This window comes from Bradyrhizobium sp. R2.2-H, assembly GCF_004346455.1.
GTDB lineage: Bacteria > Pseudomonadota > Alphaproteobacteria > Rhizobiales > Xanthobacteraceae > Bradyrhizobium > Bradyrhizobium diversitatis.
This window is the reverse complement of the sequence record NZ_SMBR01000005.1, coordinates 127249-148267: the sequence shown is the minus strand read 5'-3', so window position 1 is coordinate 148267 and position 21019 is coordinate 127249. Positions and strand designations below refer to the sequence as shown.

The window sequence follows — 21019 nt, the reverse complement described above, 5'->3', positions numbered from 1 at the left end:
GCTGCTCAAGGCGTCGCCTTGCGTGACGAATAGATGACGCCGCCGCTGGATTCCACCACCAGGCGCCCGTTCTCGTTTCTGATCTCTTCGATGCGACCGAGACCGGGCACCTGTTGTCCCAGCACGGCCTCGATGACCCCGTTCGGGCCTTGCAGGATCGCAATCCCCTCATAGGCCTGGCGGACCGACCAGCCCTTGATCGTCTTGCGCGGCACCGACGTACGCTCCGCCGCAGGCACCGAGCCCGTGAATTCGGGCGCCGCGACCGAAGCCACCATCGGTCCGTGCTGCGACGGCGGCTGCGATTGCACCATTGCCGGAGCCGGAGCCTGGGCCTGAGCCTGTGCTTGGGCAAGCTTGTCGAGCTTCGCCGTCGAGGACGAGCTCACCCGCTCGATCCGGTCCAGGTTCTCGGCAAATCTGCCGAAGCGATCATTCGTCGCCTTGCTCGATTGATCGACCGCAGTGCGCAATCCATCGAGATTTTCGGACACGCCCGACAACTGCCTGCGCAGTTGCGCCACGGTTTCGCGCAGATTCCTGATCTCGGTATTGGTCGCAGCGTTGCTCTGAGCGGGCTGGGTGGTGAGATAGGCGATCACGCCGGTGCAGGCGCAGACCACCAGCATGGCAGCGACCGCCAGGGTTGCGAGCGGTGCGACCCATGTCGGACGGGGCGGCGGTGGCTTGGCCACGATCACGGCCGGCTTGATCACGGCCGGCGCTGGTTTCGGGATCGCCATCTTGTCGAGGCGCGCCTTGGCACGAATGCGCTTCAGCCCCTCGAGAGCTTCCTTCGCGAGAGCTTCGTCGCTCGCCGCGGCCGATACACGCTTTGCGCTCGCGACGGGCTTGTCCGCTCGCGTCGCACCATCCTTTGTATCGCGCGCCTCCGGAGCCGGCTTCGCCGCCGCGGAAGCATCCGCGGTCGCGTTGGGACGAGCTTGTCCATCGGACAACATGTGAAAATGCTCCGTTCGTTCGATCTGTCGAACGGTGACGTTATTTGCCGAAGCTTGCCTGAGACGTGTGCATCGAAACTTTCCATAGCGCGCGATGCGGAGCTGCGAGTCGGATCACGTCATACACGCGGCGATAGTGCGACTCGAAAGACACACACTCGCCAAGATTTCACCAAGCTGGAGTCGTGTCGCCACAAGTGAGTCGACTTGTCGCATGTGGAAGGACAATCGCAAGAGTCAATCCGGGGTTGAAGAGGGCTCGATTTGCAAGACGGTTGCTCTACTGAAAACAGCTGTAATTGCACGGGGATGCGGAACTTTACATCCGCTGCGGTGCAAAACTAGTTTGGAAATCAAATCAACTGATGCGATTGAACACACCAAGAAACAACCGGAAATGAATCAACAGCATCAAGCACGTGTAGCAACCGCTTTGCTGCGCACGCTTGATCGGAAATCGGCAATTGTTACGGTCCTACTCAAGTGATTCTCGCCAGTTGGCGAGGAGATCGACACGGTTCAGCAGTGTTCGGAAGCGATGAGCAACTTGGCGCAACTGATCTAGGTCGTTTCTCAATCCGCTCCGCGAGGTGATCCGCAAGGCACCCGCCGGGCCTCACGCCAGTAAGCGTTCAGTATCGAGTTGATGTAGCAGGCCTGCGTGACGCAGGCACTGAATGCGTAGGGCTGCCCGCGAATATCGAAACCATAACAACGGTTCGCGGGAAGGAATGTCGTCAAACAGCATCGTTGCCGAGCCGGAGCATCACAACAACCATCCGGCCGCAACAAGTGCGAAACAGGGGCGAAAGACTGATGTATATTATCGTTGATGATCGCGAGAGCGTCGCGAACAGCTACGTTGGAGGGCTGGTTCGCGAAGGCGTGTCGTCGATCGGCTTCTCTTCCGGAGAATTCTGGGACTGGCTGCAATCCGCGAGTGAATCGGATTTGGCGGCGGTGGACGCCTTTCTCCTCGGGGATTGCGATGCACGCGGAAGTCTGCCACGGGCGATGCGCAAGCGTTCCTCGGCGCCCATCATCGCCGTGAGCGGCCAGAAGATGCTCAAGAACACGCTGGAGCTGTTCGAATCGGGCGTCGACGACGTCGTGCACGTGCCGGTTCACTTGCGGGAGATCCTCGCCCGAACGGCCGCGATCGCGCGGCGCCGGGTAGGCGAGCTGCCGAGACCCTGCGAGAGCAGGATTCAAGTCTTCTTCAACGGCCGTGACCCCGAGATCGCGGGCCACGCCCTCACCCTGCCCCGCCGCGAATTGCGCATTCTCGAATATATGGTCGCCAACCACGGCAAGTGGATCACCAAGACGCAGATCTTCAACGCGGTCTACGGCATCTTCGAGTCCACCTTCGACGAGAGCGTGATCGAGAGTCACGTCAGCAAGCTGCGCAAGAAGCTCCGCGACCGCCTCGGCTTCGACGCGATCGTGGCCCGACGCTACGTCGGATACCGCCTCAATATCCCGGCCGGCGAGACCCTCGACGAGCCGGTGCAGGAACTCGACGAGGTCGGGATCCTCCTGAACAGAGCCCATGCCGCCCCGGCGGCCTATCCGGCCGGAAACTGACACGGCAGGAGGCTACCGCCAAACCTGCAACGGCCTCTGCGAGCAACTTCGCAGAGGCCGTTGTACTTTCAGCGGCAGAGACGGCAGGACATATGCGTGCATTCGCGGCGCGACTGTCGTGGCGCCGGCGTCAGCTGGCCATTTGGGGCACGATCCTCCCGGAAACGCCGTTCCGGATGGCTTGCTCTACGGCTTCTGCTGGAATTCTTCCCTGGACACGTAGTTGAAATCCTCGACCAGGACGTCCTGGACCACTTCAGCCTGCATCCGTTCGTTGACGCGCTGCTTGATGGCCGTGGTCAGGATGGACAGGTCGTAACGGGCGAGCTTCCTGAAGTCGAGGCGCTCGTCGGCATAGATCCTACGGAAGGCCTCGTCGACGACGAACGGCTCCGGCGGAACGTTCAGCTGGCGCATGGTCCGCCCCTCGACGGTGTAGACGAAGCGCGCGACGATGTAGCCCTGCACATTGCCGTTCTCGACCATGGGCACGCTCAGTGCCCGCGTCTTCTGATATTGCAGCCCGTCGAGATATTCGTCCTTCGCCGGCAGCAGGCTGCCGTTCTCTTTCCAATAGGCGACGGCATAGCTCGTGCCCGCGGTCAGGATGCATACCCAGAGCCCGGCCAGCACCAGTCTGATCATTTTCCGTCCTGCGCTGCGCGACCGGTATAGGTGCCGTCCGACTCGGCCTCCTTGATCGCCTTGACGATGATGCTCGCGACCTCACGCACCGCATCGTAATGCATTTCCAGAATGGAACGATTCCGCTCGAGCTTCTCGCGCAGCCGCTGAATCTCCTCGGTGATCTCGACTTCGCTGCCGAGGTGCATCCGCGCCCGCATCAGGCGGACGAATTCGAGCATGCTCCGGCTCTTCCGCGCGCTGAAATCGTCGAAATCGATCTTCCGACCCGTCGCGAGCGCGGCCGTCTCCTCCTCGACGATACTCGCGAGCCGGCGGATTGCGGCCAGCAGGCCGCGCACCTCGTCCGATCTCACCGCATCCGCGGCCTCGACCACCGCCTCGCCGCCCACGATCGGCAGCAGGACGGGCAGCAGCGCATCGCTTGCTGCTGCTTCCGTCGTCATCATTTCGCTGTCCGCGACCGCCTGGTCCATCGTCATGGCCGCCGCACCTTCTTGTGCCTGCATCGGAAATTCACCCCTCAACTTCTGTCACCCGTTCGCAGATCATGATCCAGCCTTTCCCGCCGCGTCCGGTCCGGCCGGATGTGCGGCGGCGAGCTGCCTGGCAATGCCAATGCCCTTGCCCTTTGCCAGCTGGTTGCCGAGCTGCTCTGCAAGCATCGACTTCCAGACGCCGCCAGCCGTGCCCTTGCCAAACACCTCCTCCGACTCCTTCGGCAACATCGTTTCGACGAAGGTCTGGAGGATGAACGCTTCGAACTTGCGATAAACATCGCCGGATCCCGGCGCCTTGATCACCTGCACCGGCGGACCGTTCACTGCACCCGGCTGCGATTCCGAGACCTTCGCGGATTGATCGGCGGCAGCCTTGCCGATCTCCGCGTCCATCGCGGCGGCGAAATCGGCATCGGCGGATTTCAACGTGTCGAGCTTCGCGGTCGCCGCGCGCTGCGTCACGGGATCGGCGGCTTCGAGGACATCGAGAACGAGGTCGGGTGTCGCGGTCACGATCATGTCTTGTCCCGGTTGGCTGGCCGTGGCATCCAGGCGCGCACGGCAGGGCTTATTCCCGTCATCTCCTCGAGCGCACGCTTCTCCGCGTCACGGAGCTTGTCGGCGAGCGCGGCCTTCGCGACCTCCTCGAGCTGCTTCATGCGACGGCTTTCCGCGCGGACATGGTCGAGCTGCTGCGCGGCCTGCGCCTGCACCGCGCGTGCGCCGACGCTCGTCCTGTTCAGGCGCCGCGCGATCGATTCGCTCGACGATCCCGTGGGCGGCCTGCCGTCGTTCAGGGCTCCGACCAGCCATTCCTGCTCGTCCTGCAGGCTGCGCTCCTGCTGCCGCAGTTGCGCGAGCTGCCATTCGGACAGCCGAAGCTGGAGCTTCACCAAGGAGACCAACCGGCCGAGCTTGTCTGCGCGCGACGTCATGACCGGATCACTCCGCCAGCCAGGAGGAGACGCCGAGCATGAATTGCGTCAGCAGTTCGTCGCTGGTGAGGTAGAGCAGCAGGAAGCCGCCGAACAGCACGAACGGCACGGAGATGAAATAGACCGGGATCGCCGGCGTCAGCTTGTTGATCAGGCCGACCGCCAGGTTGACGATCACCGAATAGACGATGAAGGGACTGGTGATCCGCAGCGTCAGCACGAACGCTTCCGAGAGACGGCCGACGAGCAGCTCGAGCGCCATGCCGCCACCAAGCTTGCTGCCGGGCCGCCAGACGTCGTACGAGTTCATCAGCCCGCGCAACACCTGCCAATGCTGGTCGGTCATGAAGAACAGCGTGGTGACGGCTGCCATGATCAGCGGCACCAGGGCCGGCGCCGGATCGGTGTCGGCGATCGGGGTGCCCGGGATGTTGCTGAGCCCGATCGCACTGGCCATCATGGTCGCCATGGTCTGGAGCGCGAGGAAGAACACGCGTCCGCCGAGCCCGATGACGCTGCCGACCACGAGCTCCGAGCAGATCAGGAGCGCCAGCGTCAGCGGTGCCGCGTTGTCCGTGAGCGGCTTCAGGACCGCGATCAGGATCGGTGTCAGCGCAAACGTCGTGACCAGCGCGACGAACAAGCGCACCTGGGGCGGAACGTTGACGCTGGAATAGCCGGGCACCAGCATCAGGCAGGCGCCGATGCGGCAGAACACGATGAACGTCACCAATACGCTGTCGGCGAGGCCGCTGATCACGATACGGCTCCGAGCGCCCTGATCTCGGCACTGCGCGCGACTTCGACATGCGACAGGATCGGCAGGGTCGGGAACACCCGCTCCAGGATCATCCGGACATAGGGACGGGCTTCGGGGGTCACCGCCAGCACCACGCTGGTGCCGTTCTCGGTGAACTTGCGGATCCCGGCGCTGGCTTCGGTCGCGAACTGCTCGATCAGGCGTGGGTCGGCGTCGAACTCGACGACGTCGCCCTTGGCATCGCGCTTCAGGCTCTGGTGGAACGCCAGGTCCCAGCGGTTGCCGAGACGGATCACGTTGAGCACGCCATTGTCGGAGAGGTCGCCGCAGATTTGCTGGGCAAGCCGCGTTCGCACGTGTTCGGCGACCTGCTCGGAGCGCCGCACATGGGGCGCGATCTCCGCGATCGCCTCGAGGATCAGGTGAAGATTGCGAATGGAGACTCGCTCCGCCAGCAGGATCTTGAGGATCGTCAGCAGGCCCGAATAGGAGATCTGCGAGGGGCAGAGATCCTCGACAAGGCGCTTGTATTCGGGATCGAGCCGGTCGAGCAGCCCGCGCATGTCCTTGTAGGACAGGAGCTGGGCGAGGTTCGCCCTGATCACTTCGCTCAAATGGGTGAGCAGCACCGACAGATTGTCGACCGGCTTGCAGCCCTGCCGCTTGACCTCGTCGGTGAAGGCTTCCGTCACCCACAGCGCCTTCATGCCGAAGGCAGGCTCGATCACCTCGTCACCCGGCACGTCGGGCTTGCCGTCCTTGTCGACCAGCACCAGCACCTCGCCGAGCCTGAGCTCGCCATGGGCAACGCGCGTGTCGTGGATCCGGATCTGGTAGCTCTTGGGATCGATCGACAGATTGTCGGTGAGCTTGATCTCGGGAATGACGAAGCCGTACTGCTTGGCAAACTTCTTGCGGATCTTGGCCACGCGGTGGGCGAGCTCGGTGCGCGAGCCCAGGAGATGGACCGAAAGGTGGCCGCCGAGCGCCAGCTCGATCTCGGCGGTCTTGAGCTGCTCCTTCACCGATTCCTTGGCCTCAGCCTGGGCGCGCTCGTCGGCCTTGGATGCCGCCTCCTTGCGCTCCCGCGCCGCCTGCCGCCTCGGCAGCGAATAGCCGACGAAGGCCATGACACCGCCAAGCAGCACGAACGGCGCCATCGGCAGCCCCGGCATCAGGGCGAGCACGAACATCATCAGCGCGGCAGCCGACACCGCGCGCGGATAGCCGCCGAGCTGCCGCAGCACCGCCTGCTCCGCCGAGCCTCTGGTACCACCCTTGGAGACCAGGAGGCCCGCGGACAGCGACACGATCAGCGCCGGCATCTGCGATACCAGACCGTCGCCGACGGAGAGCTTGGTGTAGACGTCGGCGGCGCGGGAGAGCGTCAATCCGTGATGGGTAACGCCGATGACGATGCCGCCGAAGATGTTGATCGCAGTAATGATGAGGCCGGCGATGGCGTCGCCGCGGACGAACTTCGAGGCGCCGTCCATGGCGCCGAAGAACGCGCTCTCCTCTTCGAGCTCGCGCCGACGGCGCTGGGCTTCCTTGTCGTCGATCAGGCCGGCGGACAGGTCCGCGTCGATCGCCATCTGCTTGCCGGGAATGGCGTCCAGGGTGAAACGGGCGCCGACCTCGGCGATACGCGTCGCACCCTTGGTGATCACGACGAAATTCACGGTAACAAGGATCGCGAAGATGATCAGGCCGATGACGAAGTCGCCGCCCATGACGAACTTCGAGAAGCCGGCAACGACATGACCTGCGGCCTGCTCGCCCTCCCCGCCCCGCGACAGGATCAGTCGCGTCGTCGCGATGTTCAGCGCCAGGCGCAGGATCGTCGCGATCAGCAGCACTGTGGGGAAGGCCGAGAAGTCGAGCGGTCGCTGAATCCATAGCGCGACCATCAGGATCAGCGCCGACAGCGCGATCGAGAATGCGAGGCCGAGATCGATCAGGATCGGAGGAATCGGCAGGAACAGGATCGTGAGCATGGCCACGATGCCGGCCGCGAAGAAGGCGTCCGCTCCGAGACGGCGCGGGCTGGGCAGGCTGGCAGCTAACGTATCGGCCATGGGTCACCGGCAGAAGGGTCCGGTTCGCAATCTGCCGCGCAAAGCTTACGCGAGGGTGGTGCCGGGGCTGTCCGGATCAGAAGCCGTGCTCGATCCGCGAATAGACCATCTCGGTGAAGGTCGACAGATGCGCACCGATGAAGGAGCCCGAGACGGCAACGACGAGGAGAATGACGATGATCTTCGGAACGAAGGTCAGCGTCACCTCCTGGATCTGGGTCAGGGCCTGGATCAACGCGATGACGGTGCCGACCAGCATCGCGGCGCCGACCGCGGGACCGGAGGCGACGATGATGGTCCAGATCGCGGCCTGGACGATATCGAGAGCGTCCCGCTCGTTCATGACTGGCTGATCGTGAGTCCGGGCCCGACGGCGACCTTCGTGCCGTCCGCGAGCGTCGCGATGGAGCCGTCGCTGTTGATGGAGACCGAAACGACCTTGCCGCTGAAACTGGCACCGGTCGAATCGGTGAAGCTGACCGTCTTCCCGATCAGCCCGTTGGCCTGCGACAAGGACTGCGAGGACAGCAACGCATCCAGCTTCGAATTCGTCTGCATCGCCTGCTCGACCGTCGAGAGCTGGGCGAACTGGCTCATATATTGCGAGGTATCCATCGGATTGGTCGGATCCTGATTCTTCATCTCGGCGATGAGGAGCTGAAGAAACGTGTTGTAGTCCACGCTGTTGCTCGACGTCGGCGAGTTCGTGCTGTTCGAACTGGAGCTATTTCCGGTCGTGTCGGTTGCGCTGGTGACGTTCATCTGGCCTCTCCGCTGTCAGGCAGCCTCAAATGGGGCAACGGTGGCGGCGCCGGCCAGGATGGCCTGCTCCACCGGGAACAGGGCTCGAATCCGCTTGAGCGCTTCGAAGTAGCGGGTCGCGCTTACCAGCTCGTCGACGACACCAAGTCCGTCCAGCATCTCGCGGCTCTCGCACACGGCACACAGGGCCGCGTGATGTTGCGCGTAGAGCGCCGCGGCGTCGCGGACGTCGGTCGGGTTCATCAGCATGAGCTGGACGATGAAATAGAGCTGCCGCAGCGCCGTGGTGGCGTCGGAAGCCTGCATGATCTGCCCTTCGAGCAGGAACATCACGTCGTTGACGAGCTCGACGGAGACCTTGCGGTCCACGCGAAGGACCGCGCCGTTGATGTAGATCCGCTCGCCCGCCCGCAAGGAAATCTTCATTAGAGCGCGTCTCTGATCAGGCGGTTGATTTCGATGAGCTGCACCACGTCGTTCGACCTCTGCTCGCGAAGACGGTCGGCTTCCTTCACGACCCATAGGCCGATCGAGATGATGTCGGCGCGCAGCTTGTCCGGCAGCCCGTTGTCCGGGTGCGCGAGATCTTCGATGAAGATCGTCCACAGCCGCCGCACATAGAGCAGGCTCTCGACCAGGTCCTCCGCGCTGAAGCGACCCTTCTGGATCCGCTCGAGCCGGTCGATTCCGAGAGTGAGCGCCTGCCGTTCGCGGCTTCGCGCCTCATAGCCACTTTCGTCAACGACCGCTTCATAGGCTTCAAACGTCATCAGGATCACTCTTCACGGGAGACCGAACAGCTGGACGAAGATTTCGAGCCTCGACAAGGCGTCCTTGGCTCAGAGATAGTTGATGAGGCTGATCTTCTGGAGCTGCGAGGTGAGCGCCAGTGCCGTCTGGATCTGAGTCCGCAGGGTTTCGACCCGAACCGAGGCTTCGGTCGGGTCGACCGCTTCAATCCCGACGATCTGATTGTTCAGAATGTCCTGCTGCGTCTTGAGCTTGGCGGTTGCGGTGGTGACCCGCTGCTGGACCGTGCCGACGCTGCCGCCGAGCGCAGCGAGGTCGTTGATCGCCGTGCCGACGAGGCCGATGGCCTTGTCCACGACGACCTGGAACGTCTCCTGGCTCAGGTTCACATTGCCGAGATCGGCCATCATGGTGTAGGCCTCGGCGAGCCTGCGGAAGCCGATCTCGTTGGCGCTCACCGACGTCTCCGCGATCTCGGTGGTGGAGATGCGGCTTTGCATGGTCTGATCCGTCGCCGACGACCAGTTGGTGTTCCAGGCCGGGCTCGCGAACTCGGCATCGAAGGTGGTGTCGAGGAAGGTCTGCATCTGGGCCGGAGTAATGGTGGCCACGGCGGGGGAGGATTGCGGGAAGCCGAACGTCGCGAGAAAATCCGCATCGACCTGGTTCTTGCTGGCCGAGCCTGCGGTGTACGGCGTGATCGGCGCGTTCTGCGTGTTGATGCCCGAGAACAGCGACGAGCCGTTGTAGGAGACATTCAACGCGCCGATCAGGTCCTGGAGATTGGAGGCTGCAGGCGGCAGGATGACCCGCCCGCCGCCGTCGGTGCTGCGGGCCGCGATCAGATCCTTGAGAAAATCGGTCGCGGTCTTGTTGAGCTGGGTGATGCGGTTCTGCGTCACGTCCAGGCGTCCCGCAACGAGCCCGTTGGTGTCGACGAGCTGGTCGGCAAAGCTCCAGTCCGCCCGCAGCGTGAGGTCGCTTCCGGTCGTGGCACCGAGCTCGAGGCCGACGTCGTAGAAGCGTCCGGTGGTCGCCTCCGTCGTTGCCCTGCTCAGCGCCGCCTGGTTGTTCGTGATCGAGAACCTCAAGGACGAGGACAGCATCAAGGTCGAGACGTAGTTCGCGCTCATCATGGCTTAGTTCCCCACGGCAGCCAGCAGGCTCTGCAGCATTTCATCGACGGTCGAAATGATCTTTGACGAGGCCGAATAAGTGCGCTCGACCTGGAGCATCAACGCCATCTCGTCGTCCATGTTGACGCCGTTGACGTTCGACAACGCCGTGATGCTGCGATTGAGCAGCGTGTTCTGGTACTCGGAGTTGTCGTTGGCGGTCTTGCGCTGGTTCTCGATCCAGCTCGTCGACGACGATGCGAAGTCGATCAGGTTGCCGCTCGGCTTGCCTTGCGTTGTTGGATCGAACGGCTGCGACGCATCCATGCCGTCGATGAGCTGCTGCAGCCGGGTCGAGTAGCCGCCGTTGCCCGCGGTGTTGTATTGGTAAGCGGGGTTGCCGCTGATCGCGCCGTCGCGCAGCAGGTTCGGGTTGCCGCCCAGGGCCGGATCGACCGATGCCGCGACCGAGATCGTGCCGGCGAGGCCCACCGAGACGGTGGCGCTCGCGGGCATGGCCGGCGCGCCGGGATAGGTGAACAGACCGGGGACGTCGGGCAGCGCGGCGGCGGTCTGATCGATCTCCCTGAAAGTGTTGATCAGGCCGCGCGCAATTTCGTCGAGCTGGCTCTGATAAGTGACGGCGTCCTGGTCACGCAGCTGGGCGAGACCCGCGAGCTTGCCCGACTTCAGCGGCATCACCGAATTGGCCCCGGTCACGGGGACGCCGTCGATGTAGACCGCATTGCCCGTGGTGCCGGCGGTGTAGGCATTCGTCGGCGCAAAGCTCACGGTCCGCGCCGTCTTGTCGAACAGCACGACGCCGCTGTCGGCGTAGAGCGCAGCGTCGCCGTTGGGACGGATCGACATCGTGACGCCGACCTCCTGCGACAGCTGCGAGACGATGTTGTCGCGCTGGTCGAGGTAATCGGTGATATCGTCGCCGGAGATCGTGCCCTTCACGATCGCGGTATTCACGGTCTCGAACTGGGAGAGCAACTGGTTGATGTTCTGAACCGACGTCCTCATGTCGGCATCGGCGCCCTCGCGGACCGACTGCACGGTCCGGGTCGCCTGGTTCAGCGCGGTGGCCATGTCCTTGGCGGACGCGACCGCCGCCTGCGCCAGCGTGGTGTTGTCCGGGGCGTTGGCATATTTCTGCAGCGCCTGCTTCAGCGCATTGAGCTGCGCCGTCGGCGATTGATCCAGCTCGGGATCATCTACGGTCGATGCCGCGATCTTCTGGAGACCGTCATAGATCACGCTTTGCTTGGCGGACGCCGAGGTCGCGGTCAGGACGTTGGTGAACAGGCCGCCGCTCGCGGCGCGCTGGATAGCCGCGACGTAGACGCCGGCACCTGGCAGATTGTCCAGCACGGCGATCTTGCGCGAATAGCCGGCAGCGCTGGCACCGGCGATGTTGCGCGAGATCGTCGAGGACTGAATGCCCGACGCCATGAGCGAAGCGCGAGCGGAGTCGAGAGCGGAGGTCAGGGACATGGGTTGCTCTTGCCCGGAATGGGCGCTGAAGAATTCAGCGCTTCAAGTTGACGACGACGTCGAGCAGGTCGGCACCGGTCTGGAACGATTTCGAGTTCGCGGTGAAGCCGCGCTGGGCCTCGATCATCCCGGTGAGTTCGTCCGCGAGGTCGACGTTGGAGGCTTCCAGGGCGCCGGACTGGATCGTGCCGAGCCCGCCGGTGCCGGCATTTCCTGCCTGCGCATTGCCGGAATCCAGGTTGGTCGAATAGACGTTGCCCGGCTCGGGCGTCAGATTGTCGGGACTCGCGACGTCGGCAAGCATGATCGTGTAGAGCGTCAGCTGCTGCCCGTTCTTGAGAATCGCCGTCACGTGGCCCGCATCGTCGACGTCGACCTTGTCGATGGCAGAGGGAACGCTGCCATTGACGGTCGCCTTGAAGCTGAAGTCGGTTCCGACCTGCGTCATGTTCGACAGGTCCATGGTCAGCGCCGCACCGCCGGGGACGGTCACGGTGAGACCGGTCGGGCTCGCCGCGTCCAGCGCGCCCCTGCCGGCCGCCGTGGTATCGAAGGTGAACGTGGTGGCGGCGCCGAGCGAGGTGCCCGTCGCGGAGTCATAGACCTGAATCTGCCAGGTATCCGAGCCGGCAGCCGTCGCCGTATGGGACATATAGACGTCGAGCGTAACGGCCTGGCCGATATTGTTGTAGGCCACGATCGAGCTCTTCGATGAGTATGACGCCGGGCCGGGCGGACCAGCGATAACAGCCGCCTTCGGATCCAGATTTCCGGTCGTCAGCGTTGCCGCCGTCGACGGCACAGGCACCTGCGGAACCTGGGCAACGTTGACGATCTGCATGCCGGACAGGCTGTTCTGCGAGAAGTTGGTCACGAGACCGGGCTGCCCTAGAAGATAGTAGCCGGCCGCGTTGACCAGATTGCCCTGGGCGTCCGGCACAAACGAGCCGGCGCGCGTCAGATATTGCTGCGTGTTGTTGGCGTTCGAGACCACGAAGAAGCCGTTGCCCTGGACGGCGAGGTCCGTGGTCGACGTGGTGAACTGCGTGTGTCCCGCGTCGCTGATGGCGTAGCGGACCGTGGTCTCGACGGCGCCGGAATCGTAATTACCGGAGCCGCTCTTCAGGATCAGCGAGGAGAACTCCGTGGAAGCCCGCTTGTAGCCGGTCGTGTTGACGTTGGCGATGTTGTCCGAGACCGTCGACAGCTTGTTGGACTGCGCAGACATACCGGAAACGCCGGTGCGCATAACACCATACAGGCTCATGAATTGGGCTCCTTTGGTAGGTTGCAGCTACAATGGGGGGTCTTGCTTGCGCGGGGCTGATGATTGGAAGCGATGCACAACTTCATGTTGTCATGTCGTTTTCGGCTGACAGAACGAGCGCGCTTTGTCGGTCCAGGCGCCGAACCCGCTCGAGACGAGATGAGCGACGATGTGACAGACATAGCGTTTCTGCGCCGGCTGGTTGTTGGGACCGGCATTGTAGCGCGCGACTGCCATGGTCCAGCTGCCTTCGCGCTGCTTCAGCTCCTTCAGGAAGCGCGCGGCGTAGTCGACGTTCCCGGCGGGATCGAACATCGCCCGTACCGAAGCGAACTTGTCGCCGTGGTAATAGTGGTTGATCTGCATGCAGCCGAGGTCGATCAGCTTGATCCCCTTGCTGCGCATCGTCTCGAAATTCGCGATTGCGTCATCCATGTCCTTGGCGAACACGGTCTGGCCGTCGGCGCCGAGGGCGTAAGGATGCAGCGCGCCGCGCCGGCCGGTCTCGGTGAGGCCGACGGCGTAGAGAATGCCGAGCGGAATCCCGTGCTGCCGAGCCGCGCGCGCCATCTCGCGTTCGCAGGGGCGCGCAATGTCGGCGGCCGCCTGGACAGCGCTCGCACTAGAGATAAACAGGGCCGCGACGATGATGCGGCGCCACGTCCTGATCATGACGCGTCTCCTGGTTGAACTGGCGCTCCTGCCGGGCCTGCTTCGCGCCGCCGTCGGGTTGTCCCGACGACGTGCCGGCGCCGCCGAACGTGCCTTGCGACTGCGACGAGGGCTGGTGCTGGCCCGAGAGCTGCGACTGCGATTGGCCGGAGCCGCTCTGGAATCCGTCCAGCGAGCCGTGCTGGACCGGCGCGACGTCGGCGACGTAGCCCGCCGACTGCATGAGATCGCGGATCTGGTCGCGCTGCTGGTCGAGCATCTGGCTCGTGTCCTTGCGCTCGGCCGCAAGCTGGACGGACACTTCGGTGCCGACGAGACGCAGGCGCACGGTGACGTTGCCGAGTGCCGGCGGTTCGAGATTGACGGTCAGGATCTTGAGTGGCTGATCCCGCGCATTGGTCTGGGAAGCCGCAAGGTCCGGCGCAGCCAACGCCACCGGCGCCGAAGACTCCTTGAGCTCGGCGACGACTGCATTAGCGACCTGTTGCGGGGCGTTGAACTGCGCCGGCGGCAGATGGGTCTCCTGCTGAACCACGGTGACCTTGGTCGTCTCGGGCAGCGCGGCGCGCGCCGAGGCCTTGGCGGCGCGCTCGACATTAGCCGTGACCGCCTCGAAGCCCGCTGATGCGGGCATTGCGCTCGAAGCCTCGATGCCTTGCGTCGGTGCCGATTGAGCCGCGCCCATCGCTTGCGAAGCCGCAGCCTGCGAGCGCGCGGCGGCGGGAACGACACCGGACGGGGCGGTGTCGACCGTCGCCACCTTCGCCGCGCCCGTGCCGGAAGCCTCGCGCTTCGTCGTGGAGGAGCGCTCGTCGCGGGCGGGTCCGTCCTTGTCGGCGGACAGCAATTGCAGCTGCGTCTTCACGGCAGGCGCGGCAACGATCTCCTGCCCGACCACCACGGCAATGCCCGATTGACCCTGGACGTCCGCCCCGGCGGCTTGATCCACCGGCCGTAGTTTCTCCGACGACCTGTCGGCCTTGTTGTCGGAGGACTCCTCTATGGCCTCTGGTCCCTCGGACGCCGCGATGCGTTCGCGCAGCGTCGCGTCCTTCGGCTTCTCCTGCTCGTTGGAATGGGCCAGACGCGTGCGCAGCGTTCCTGTCTTCGCGGTCGTGTCGCCGGCACCATCGCTCAGTGCCTGCTTCGCGAGATTCGAGACGGTGTGGAGCAGATCGTTGAACGAATTTGCCGGCGATTTGGTCCCGGCGCTCTTTGCGGATCGTGACGTCCCGCGCAGGTTGAGGCTCTCGGCGAGACCCGAGAAGAGCTGTCCGGAGGTTCCACTGAGCTTGGTCATGGACGGCGGTCCCTGGTAAGGAGTTCGAGCTCGGCGAGCTGCTTCTGCGCGCGCGCGAGCGTCACGGTCGATGAGGACAGATCGAGCCGCGCCGGCGTTGCCGGAGGCTTGTCGGCAGCCGCAACGGATCCGCCCGCGAACGGCTTGCGGACGTCGAGCGCGAGCTGCACCGTGGCATTCAGAAGGGGGACGTCGCGCTCGGGCAGCTTCGACCGGTCGAGTGCCTTCAGCTCGGCGAGACCGCCGTCATATTCGTCGGTGAGCACCCGCGAGGCGCCGCGGAAGAAATGGGCGCGCTCGCGATCGGCCGAGGCGTCGGCGCTGAGCGCCAGCGCCCGTTCGCCGGCAAGCCGGGTCACGTCCAGCCGTCCGCGCACCATCGCGGCGCGCGCGATCACGAGGTACAGCTTGAGGCGGCTCGCACGATCGATCTGCTCCAACAGGGCTGTGATCCGTGCAAAACGGCGCTCGTCGAGCGCCAGGCTCGACTGCGTCAGCCCCGCGGAGAATCGCCGCCAGAAGTCGCCGGCATAGATCGAGTTGCGGTAATGGCGGATATAGGCCAGCGTCAGGAACTCGAACTTCTCGAAATCCTCCGCCTGCCCCACCAGCAGGATCTCGCGCCGCAGCGCCGCCTCCTCGACGAGCGTGCCGGGCAACAGCAGGCGCGCATCGTCCAGACGCTCGATCGCGAGCGATGCCTCGGCGCGCGCGAACAGCGCGCCCTGGACCAGCGCGACCTGTCCGCCAAGGCCCGAGGGAATCGTCCGCGGCTTGACGTCCTTGAGCAGCTCCCGCGCGTCGTCCTGACGACCCTCGACATAGGCGAGCGCACCATTGAACAGCCGCTCGTCGACGTTCATCCTGTCGCGCGGCAACTTGCGGACGACCTGCGGCGCACCGCCGCTGAGCAGGTAGATGACCACGGCCTGGCTGTTCTGCGGATTGCTCCACACGGCGGGATCGGCCGCGAGAAACTTCTCGCCGATCTGCCGGATCAGCGCGATGTGGCTGCTGTGCGCGGCGGTGTCGCCATTGGCGATGCCGTCCTGCACCGCCTGTAGCGCACGAACGAGCTCATAGGGCTCGCCGGACTGGGGCGCAGGCTGGGCAAATACGCTCGCCGCCGTGAACGGCAGCAGCAGCAAGGTGGCGCGGCGCAGCAGCCTGATCAAGGGCGTTTCTCCCGGATCAGGATCTCGATCCGGCGGTTCTGTGCGGCCGCCGGATCGTTCGGAAGCTTCGGCCGCCGGTCGGCGTAGCCTTCGATATGCTCGATCCGCCGCGCATCGACGCCGGAGCGAACCAGCATGTAGTAGGCCATCTGCGCACGGGCGGTCGACAGCCGCCAGTTGTCGTAGGTTTCCGAACGATACGGCCGATTGTCGGTATGGCCGCGGACGATGATCATGCCCTGGCGCTTGGTCAGCAGCGGTCCGATCCTGTCGATCACGCGGATCAGCTCGGGCCGCGGCTCGGCCGAGCCGACCGCGAACATGCCGAAGCTCGTATCGTCGGTCAGGCTGACCAGGAGTCCTTCCTCGACCTGACGCACCTCGGCCGCTGGCCCCGCGCCCGCTTTGATGTCCGACAGCGCGTCCGCGATCGCGGACTGAAGCTGCTTGAGGGTGGGCTGCTGCGTTTGCGCCGCATCGCGCTGCTCGGACTCCTTCGCCGCCTCGTTGGGACGCGCCTGCGGGGCCGCATTGGCCTGGACGCCGGCCTGAGCGGCGCTGCCGTCGCGTGAGGATTGCGTCGGCGCGGGGCCCGGCGGCAGCAGGGGCGACAGGCTTGCGGACGGGCTCTCCGCGTTCGGAGCCACGCTTCCGCCGGCCTCTTCCGCCTTGGCCCGGCGCGCCTGCGGCTCGCCCGGGTTTGGTCCGGCTGCACCGTCGCGCGCGGAGGCATTCGGCTTGGGCTCGCTCTCGATGAAACGATCGGCGTCCTTGGACGCCTGCGGCGCCAGCTTCCAATAGCCGGGATCGAAGGGATCGCGGTAGGCGTCGCCGCCCTTGAGGCCGTCCTCTTCGACGGACGTCAGAGCGCCAGCACGCCGCTGACCCGTGGACTGGTTCGCGCTGTTGGCGATCTCCGCGAGCGTCGCATAGGGATCGCGGAACAGGACCTTCTCCTCGTAGGAGGCCGGCTTCTCGGCCGTCGGAGAGTCGCCGCGACGTTCTTCGTTCGGCCCGGCCGGCTGACGCTTGCCGTCCTGGCCTTCGAGCGAGGACGGCTCCTTCTTGGAGAGATCCTTGAGACCCTTTGGGGCAGGCGCGTTCTCGGCGAGCTTGATCGGGTTGAAGTAACTCGCGACCACCTGCTTCTGGTCCTGGTTGAGCGCATTGAGCAGCCACATGACCAGGAAGAACGCCATCATCGCGGTCATGAAGTCCGCATAGGCGATCTTCCAGACGCCGCCGTGATGCGCCTCCTCGGCGAAGGCGCTGCGGCGGCGGACGATCACGATCTCATGCTTGACCTCTTCCATGGCGGACTACCGGCGCGCTTCCTTGAGGCGTTCACTCCAGGCGGAGATCTGTGTCTCGATCACGGTCTGGTCGGCCACGACGCGGACCTCGAAGGTGTCGGCGGCCTCGTACGCGATGCCGGTTCGCCGGGAAGCCTCGAGCTGCGTCTTCACGAGGTCGAGCAGCTCGCTCGGGCCCGTGACCTTGAAGACCGGCACCGGTGAACCGCCGGTCAGCACCGCAATCTGCTCGACCAGCGACCCGATTGCCTTGTCGCGCACCGCCTCGGTGAGGAACGGCAGCAATATCCGCGCAACGGAGCTTGCGATGTTGCTCTCGATCTCCCGGCAGGCCGCCTCGAAGCCGCCGACGATCGCGACCGCCTGCTGGTCGGACCATTTGGCCCGCTCCTCTCCGAGCCGGATCGCACTGCGGACGCGCTCCTCCGCCAACTTGGCCTCGCCCTCCGCGACGCCGGCGGCGTGGCCGCGCCGATAGGCATCGTCCAGGAGGTTGGCGGGCGGAGCTTCCGTCGCGGGCGCCGGAGGCGGCGCCTGTAGCTGCGGTTGCGGCTGGGTCTGGGGCTGCGGTTGAGGTTCGCGCCGGGCTTCCTTCGCCCTCGTCAGCACGTCCTGGATTTTCGGCGACGGAGGCGGCGACGACTTGACCCGGCCATTCGCGTCGAACTGCGTCAGGAGTTTTCCGATTGCCGCGTTCATGCCGCCTCCTCACGTCGCATCCAGTCTTTAAGGATCGCAGCCGCCTGCATCTGATCGAGCCGGACGATCTGCTCCAACCGCTTCTGCGGCGTTCGCTGCATCTTGCCTTCGAGGTCTTCGACGAGGTTGAGCTCGGCCTCCTCGCTGTCGGGCAACGCAAGGGCCGCCGCAGCCTCGATTTGGGCGGCCTCAGCCGCCTCGGCCTGCTCCTGCTCCGCGCGATGGGTCAGAATGCCGTTGACCGCGGGCCGGAGCCCGAACCAGACCAGCATCGCAGCAACCGCCAGGATCGTCACTGCATTGATGACGCTGCCGAGCTGCTTGTTGATCATCTCGACGAAGCTGATCGGGGGCACCGGCGCCAGCTCACGCGAGCCCTCGATGAAGTCGACAGCCGTCACCTGAATCTGGTCGCCGCGCGTCTTGTCCAGTCCGCCCGCCGTCGCCGCGAGCTGACTGATCTCTGCAAGCTTGCTGTCGACGATGGCCTGATTGCTCTTGTCGCCGAGATCGGCGACCAGCCGCGCACGGTTGACCAGGACGGCGATGAAGAGCTTCTTGACCGAATAGCCGTCGCTTACGGTCGTCGTGGTCTTGGACGAGACCTCGAAATTGGTGACGTCCTCGCGGCGGCTCTTGTCCTCGCTGGAGTTCTTGCCGCCGCCGGCATTCACCTGCTGGTCGGGAAGATTCTGCTGCACCGTGGTCGGCGTCGAGCGGTCGGCATTCTGCGACGATTCCTTCTCGCGTACGTTCCGGACCGAACGTTCGGCGCGGCTCTCGGGATCATAGACCGTCTCGTTGATCTGCCGCTTGTCGGTGGAGAGCTGCGGTGCAACGCTTACCTCGAAATTGTCGAGGCCGAGATACGGCGTCAGGGCCTTGCGGATATTCTCCTGCACCATGCCGCCGACCGTCTTCTGAAGGCTGGCCATCTTGGTCGGCGCGGCGCTCGCCTCGTCCTCTTCGGCGAGCAGCATCGATCCGTCGGCGTCCAGCACCGTCACCTTGTCGCGGCTCATGCCGGGGATGGCGGCGGCGACGAGATGACGGATCGACTGCGCCGTGCGCGCCTCGATCGCGCCGTCGGTGCGCAGCACGACCGAGGCCGATGGCGGCTGCTGCGTCGCGCGGAACGAGCCGCGGACCGGCAGCACGATATGCACCCGCGCCGCCTTCACGCCCTTCATCAGTTGCACCGTGCGCGCAATCTCGCCCTCCAGTGCACGGAGCTTGGTGACTTCCTGCATGAACGACGTCAGGCCGAGCGAGCCGATCTTGTCGAATAGCTCGTAACCGGAGTTGGCACTGGTCGGCAGCCCCTTCTCGGCAAGCAGCATCCGCGCCTGCATGGTCTGGCTCGGGCGCACCGAGACCGCATCGCCGGCGGAATTGACGTCGAAGGTGATGTTCTGCTCGCGCAGCGCCGCGCCTATGCGCGTCACGTCTTCGCGGCTGAGGCCGGTATAGAGCGTTTCGAACTCGGGGCGGCTGAGATAATAGGTACCGCCGACGACGGTGACGAGAACGGCAAAGCCGATCAGTCCCAAGGCCATCAGGCGTCGCGGCCCAAGCTCCAGCAGATTGTTGAGCAGTTGCTGTACCTGCGCACGACTGAGCATATGACCTCGTACCAATGCGAACGTACAGGACACTCAGCTGCCAACCTTGTCTGAAGGTTGCGCGATGCCACGAATGTGTCAGTTCGCTGGCGAGGCGTTGCAATTTTGCAGGAAACCGGCACGACGCAATCCGTTCGGCGGCCGCAAGCCGGCGCTCGGGCGCATGGCAGCGCTATCGGCTGCGGCGTATTGCGTGAAGTCTGGCGTCGGAAGGTCGATACCGGCGTGTCGTGTGCCGTCGCATCCGCCGATCATGGCGGGGACCGTGCTCCCTGAGGGAGCACGGTCGTTTTCGAGAGCGCCGCTTAGCCGCGGAACAGCGACAGGATGCTCTGGCTGTTCTGGTTGGCGATCGAGAGCGCCTGAACGCCGAGCTGCTGCTGGGTCTGCAGAGCCTGGAGACGGGTCGATTCCGCGTTCATGTCGGCGTCGACGAGCTGGCCGACACCGCGGTCAACGGAGTCCATCAGGGTCTTGACGAACTCCGAGTTGGTCGAGATGCGGTTCTTGACCGCGCCGAGATCGGCAGCGGCCGAGCTCACCGAGTTGATCGCCGCGGTGACCTGCGCGATATAGGTATCGAGCGTGGTCTGGTCGGCGGCCGAGTCGGTCAGCGCGGAGATGTTGATCGTGTCGACCGACGCACTGCCGGCCACGGTGTCCAGAATGCCGGTCTGCGTGGTCGAGTAGAGCGTGTAGTTGGCCGTCGTCACCGTGATGGAGCCGATGGTGGGCGTGCCGCCGACACGCGAATACGACGATACGAGATTGAAGCTCGTCGGAGTGGTACCGGTCGTCGTGCTCAGCCAGTTGATGCCGTTGAAGGTGGCCGAATTGGCCTTGAGCTTCATATCCTGCTGGATCTGGGTGATGTCGGCCTGGATCTTGGTGCGGTCGATACCCGCGGTCTTGGCTTCGACCAGCAGCGCCTGCAGCTTGGTCAGGCCGGATTCCTTGTCACCGATCACCGAGGTCAGAGCGGTATATTCGGTGTCCACGGTCGCGGCCGACAGGCCGAGCGAGTCGGAGACGGCGGAGAGCGCGGCGTTGTCGGAGCGCATCGACGTCGCGATCGACCAGTAGGCGGCGTTGTCCGAAGCGGTGGCCACGCGCTGGCCGGTGGAGATCCGGTTCTGGGTGGTGGCGAGTTGCGCGCTGACAGACCGCAGGGTCTGGAGCGCGGTCATGGCGGAGGAGTTGGTGAGGAGACTAGAACCCATTTTGATGTCCCTTTGAAGATTGAATCGAGCTTGGGGGACATACCGGGCTTGCACCGGTACGACAGGGCGGCGTCATGCCTTTGGGCTTCCCGCAATCGCGGGTTCAAGGCCCAATCTGTCGTAGCGGCGAGGTTAGCGAGCGAAGCTTGTGCGAGGC

The 21019-nt window shown here is 64.7% G+C and carries 23 protein-coding genes; 2 read left to right on the top strand and 21 right to left on the bottom strand.

Features of this window, described 5'->3' with window-relative positions; genetic code table 11:
* Positions 1-5 precede the first annotated feature (5 nt).
* The gene (locus EDE08_RS14810) at positions 6-962 is read right to left on the bottom strand and encodes a hypothetical protein (protein ID WP_131869555.1); all 957 of its coding nucleotides are present in this window, start codon (positions 960-962) and stop codon (positions 6-8) included.
* A 214-nt stretch (positions 963-1176) separates the two neighbouring features.
* Here EDE08_RS14810 and EDE08_RS14805 point away from each other — a divergent pair, with 214 nt between their 5' ends.
* Both EDE08_RS14805 and EDE08_RS14795 read left to right on the top strand, forming a co-directional pair.
* Positions 1177-1449, top strand: coding sequence for a hypothetical protein (locus tag EDE08_RS14805; protein WP_131869554.1), 273 nt, complete (start codon positions 1177-1179; stop codon positions 1447-1449).
* Between the two features lie 329 nt (positions 1450-1778).
* The gene (locus tag EDE08_RS14795) at positions 1779-2549 is read left to right on the top strand and encodes a winged helix-turn-helix transcriptional regulator (protein WP_035670259.1); all 771 of its coding nucleotides are present in this window, start codon (positions 1779-1781) and stop codon (positions 2547-2549) included.
* Between the two features lie 186 nt (positions 2550-2735).
* Here the strand turns inward: EDE08_RS14795 and EDE08_RS14790 are convergent, their stop codons facing one another.
* The 20 genes from EDE08_RS14790 to EDE08_RS14695 form a co-directional block, all read right to left on the bottom strand.
* The gene (locus tag EDE08_RS14790) at positions 2736-3194 is read right to left on the bottom strand and encodes a hypothetical protein (protein ID WP_061877116.1); all 459 of its coding nucleotides are present in this window, start codon (positions 3192-3194) and stop codon (positions 2736-2738) included.
* On the bottom strand, positions 3191-3703 hold the full coding sequence (locus EDE08_RS14785; protein WP_131869553.1) for a flagellar biosynthesis protein FlgN: 513 nt from the start codon (positions 3701-3703) through the stop codon (positions 3191-3193). The genes EDE08_RS14790 and EDE08_RS14785 overlap by 4 nt, the downstream gene beginning before the upstream one ends.
* Before the next feature lie 39 nt (positions 3704-3742).
* Complete coding sequence (locus EDE08_RS14780; protein ID WP_165935955.1) at positions 3743-4213, bottom strand: rod-binding protein; 471 nt, start codon at positions 4211-4213, stop codon at positions 3743-3745.
* Positions 4210-4629: a hypothetical protein gene (locus EDE08_RS14775; protein WP_131869551.1), complete on the bottom strand. Its 420-nt coding sequence runs from the start codon at positions 4627-4629 to the stop codon at positions 4210-4212. The genes EDE08_RS14780 and EDE08_RS14775 overlap by 4 nt, the downstream gene beginning before the upstream one ends.
* A gap of 7 nt (positions 4630-4636) precedes the next feature.
* Positions 4637-5389 (bottom strand): flagellar biosynthesis protein FliR, encoded by a 753-nt coding sequence (fliR, locus tag EDE08_RS14770; RefSeq protein ID WP_131869550.1) that lies wholly within the window; start codon positions 5387-5389, stop codon positions 4637-4639.
* Positions 5386-7467 (bottom strand): flagellar biosynthesis protein FlhA, encoded by a 2082-nt coding sequence (gene flhA, locus EDE08_RS14765; RefSeq protein WP_131869549.1) that lies wholly within the window; start codon positions 7465-7467, stop codon positions 5386-5388. Before flhA ends, fliR begins: the two co-directional genes overlap by 4 nt.
* A gap of 76 nt (positions 7468-7543) precedes the next feature.
* Entirely contained in the window at positions 7544-7810 is a 267-nt protein-coding gene (fliQ, locus tag EDE08_RS14760) for a flagellar biosynthesis protein FliQ (protein WP_027572776.1), read from the bottom strand.
* Complete coding sequence (gene flgD / locus EDE08_RS14755) at positions 7807-8229, bottom strand: flagellar hook assembly protein FlgD (RefSeq protein WP_131869548.1); 423 nt, start codon at positions 8227-8229, stop codon at positions 7807-7809. The genes fliQ and flgD overlap by 4 nt, the downstream gene beginning before the upstream one ends.
* Positions 8230-8244: 15 nt before the next feature.
* Positions 8245-8655 (bottom strand): flagellar biosynthesis repressor FlbT, encoded by a 411-nt coding sequence (gene flbT, locus EDE08_RS14750; protein ID WP_131869547.1) that lies wholly within the window; start codon positions 8653-8655, stop codon positions 8245-8247.
* Complete coding sequence (flaF, locus tag EDE08_RS14745) at positions 8655-8999, bottom strand: flagellar biosynthesis regulator FlaF (protein WP_165935956.1); 345 nt, start codon at positions 8997-8999, stop codon at positions 8655-8657. Before flaF ends, flbT begins: the two co-directional genes overlap by 1 nt.
* Positions 9000-9068: 69 nt before the next feature.
* Positions 9069-10115, bottom strand: a complete 1047-nt coding sequence (locus tag EDE08_RS14740) for a flagellar hook-associated family protein (RefSeq protein WP_131869545.1) — start codon at positions 10113-10115, stop codon at positions 9069-9071.
* A 3-nt stretch (positions 10116-10118) separates the two neighbouring features.
* Positions 10119-11594: a flagellar hook-associated protein FlgK gene (gene flgK / locus EDE08_RS14735; protein WP_061877125.1), complete on the bottom strand. Its 1476-nt coding sequence runs from the start codon at positions 11592-11594 to the stop codon at positions 10119-10121.
* Between the two features lie 34 nt (positions 11595-11628).
* Positions 11629-12861: a flagellar hook protein FlgE gene (locus tag EDE08_RS14730; protein WP_131869544.1), complete on the bottom strand. Its 1233-nt coding sequence runs from the start codon at positions 12859-12861 to the stop codon at positions 11629-11631.
* A 90-nt stretch (positions 12862-12951) separates the two neighbouring features.
* Positions 12952-13533 (bottom strand): transglycosylase SLT domain-containing protein, encoded by a 582-nt coding sequence (locus EDE08_RS14725; protein ID WP_131869543.1) that lies wholly within the window; start codon positions 13531-13533, stop codon positions 12952-12954.
* Entirely contained in the window at positions 13484-14833 is a 1350-nt protein-coding gene (gene fliK, locus EDE08_RS14720) for a flagellar hook-length control protein FliK (RefSeq protein ID WP_131869542.1), read from the bottom strand. The genes EDE08_RS14725 and fliK overlap by 50 nt, the downstream gene beginning before the upstream one ends.
* Positions 14830-16008, bottom strand: a complete 1179-nt coding sequence (locus tag EDE08_RS14715; protein WP_131869541.1) for a chemotaxis protein — start codon at positions 16006-16008, stop codon at positions 14830-14832. The genes fliK and EDE08_RS14715 overlap by 4 nt, the downstream gene beginning before the upstream one ends.
* Positions 16005-17321 (bottom strand): MotB family protein, encoded by a 1317-nt coding sequence (locus EDE08_RS14710; RefSeq protein WP_131869540.1) that lies wholly within the window; start codon positions 17319-17321, stop codon positions 16005-16007. Before EDE08_RS14710 ends, EDE08_RS14715 begins: the two co-directional genes overlap by 4 nt.
* Positions 17322-17327: 6 nt before the next feature.
* Positions 17328-18020 (bottom strand): hypothetical protein, encoded by a 693-nt coding sequence (locus EDE08_RS14705; protein WP_131869539.1) that lies wholly within the window; start codon positions 18018-18020, stop codon positions 17328-17330.
* Positions 18017-19642, bottom strand: a complete 1626-nt coding sequence (fliF, locus tag EDE08_RS14700) for a flagellar basal-body MS-ring/collar protein FliF (RefSeq protein WP_165935957.1) — start codon at positions 19640-19642, stop codon at positions 18017-18019. Before fliF ends, EDE08_RS14705 begins: the two co-directional genes overlap by 4 nt.
* Before the next feature lie 305 nt (positions 19643-19947).
* Positions 19948-20862 (bottom strand): flagellin N-terminal helical domain-containing protein, encoded by a 915-nt coding sequence (locus tag EDE08_RS14695; protein WP_061877133.1) that lies wholly within the window; start codon positions 20860-20862, stop codon positions 19948-19950.
* Positions 20863-21019 lie beyond the last annotated feature (157 nt).

Excerpts from the sequence above, each read along its gene's own strand:
- fliQ (WP_027572776.1), bottom strand. The coding sequence starts at position 7,810 with ATGAACGAGCGGGACGCTCTCGATATCGTCCAGGCCGCGATCTGGACC.
- EDE08_RS14710 (WP_131869540.1), bottom strand. The coding sequence starts at position 17,321 with ATGGAAGAGGTCAAGCATGAGATCGTGATCGTCCGCCGCCGCAGCGCC.
- EDE08_RS14775 (WP_131869551.1), bottom strand. The coding sequence starts at position 4,629 with ATGACGTCGCGCGCAGACAAGCTCGGCCGGTTGGTCTCCTTGGTGAAG.
- EDE08_RS14730 (WP_131869544.1), bottom strand. The coding sequence starts at position 12,861 with ATGAGCCTGTATGGTGTTATGCGCACCGGCGTTTCCGGTATGTCTGCG.
- EDE08_RS14705 (WP_131869539.1), bottom strand. The coding sequence starts at position 18,020 with ATGAACGCGGCAATCGGAAAACTCCTGACGCAGTTCGACGCGAATGGC.
- flgD (WP_131869548.1), bottom strand. The coding sequence starts at position 8,229 with ATGAACGTCACCAGCGCAACCGACACGACCGGAAATAGCTCCAGTTCG.
- EDE08_RS14790 (WP_061877116.1), bottom strand. The coding sequence starts at position 3,194 with ATGATCAGACTGGTGCTGGCCGGGCTCTGGGTATGCATCCTGACCGCG.
- EDE08_RS14725 (WP_131869543.1), bottom strand. The coding sequence starts at position 13,533 with ATGATCAGGACGTGGCGCCGCATCATCGTCGCGGCCCTGTTTATCTCT.
- fliK (WP_131869542.1), bottom strand. The coding sequence starts at position 14,833 with ATGACCAAGCTCAGTGGAACCTCCGGACAGCTCTTCTCGGGTCTCGCC.
- EDE08_RS14740 (WP_131869545.1), bottom strand. The coding sequence starts at position 10,115 with ATGATGAGCGCGAACTACGTCTCGACCTTGATGCTGTCCTCGTCCTTG.
- flhA (WP_131869549.1), bottom strand. The coding sequence starts at position 7,467 with ATGGCCGATACGTTAGCTGCCAGCCTGCCCAGCCCGCGCCGTCTCGGA.
- fliF (WP_165935957.1), bottom strand. The coding sequence starts at position 19,642 with ATGCTCAGTCGTGCGCAGGTACAGCAACTGCTCAACAATCTGCTGGAG.
- EDE08_RS14785 (WP_131869553.1), bottom strand. The coding sequence starts at position 3,703 with ATGCAGGCACAAGAAGGTGCGGCGGCCATGACGATGGACCAGGCGGTC.
- EDE08_RS14805 (WP_131869554.1), top strand. The coding sequence starts at position 1,177 with ATGTGGAAGGACAATCGCAAGAGTCAATCCGGGGTTGAAGAGGGCTCG.
- EDE08_RS14795 (WP_035670259.1), top strand. The coding sequence starts at position 1,779 with ATGTATATTATCGTTGATGATCGCGAGAGCGTCGCGAACAGCTACGTT.
- flbT (WP_131869547.1), bottom strand. The coding sequence starts at position 8,655 with ATGAAGATTTCCTTGCGGGCGGGCGAGCGGATCTACATCAACGGCGCG.
- EDE08_RS14780 (WP_165935955.1), bottom strand. The coding sequence starts at position 4,213 with ATGATCGTGACCGCGACACCCGACCTCGTTCTCGATGTCCTCGAAGCC.
- EDE08_RS14810 (WP_131869555.1), bottom strand. The coding sequence starts at position 962 with ATGTTGTCCGATGGACAAGCTCGTCCCAACGCGACCGCGGATGCTTCC.
- EDE08_RS14695 (WP_061877133.1), bottom strand. The coding sequence starts at position 20,862 with ATGGGTTCTAGTCTCCTCACCAACTCCTCCGCCATGACCGCGCTCCAG.
- flgK (WP_061877125.1), bottom strand. The coding sequence starts at position 11,594 with ATGTCCCTGACCTCCGCTCTCGACTCCGCTCGCGCTTCGCTCATGGCG.
- flaF (WP_165935956.1), bottom strand. The coding sequence starts at position 8,999 with ATGACGTTTGAAGCCTATGAAGCGGTCGTTGACGAAAGTGGCTATGAG.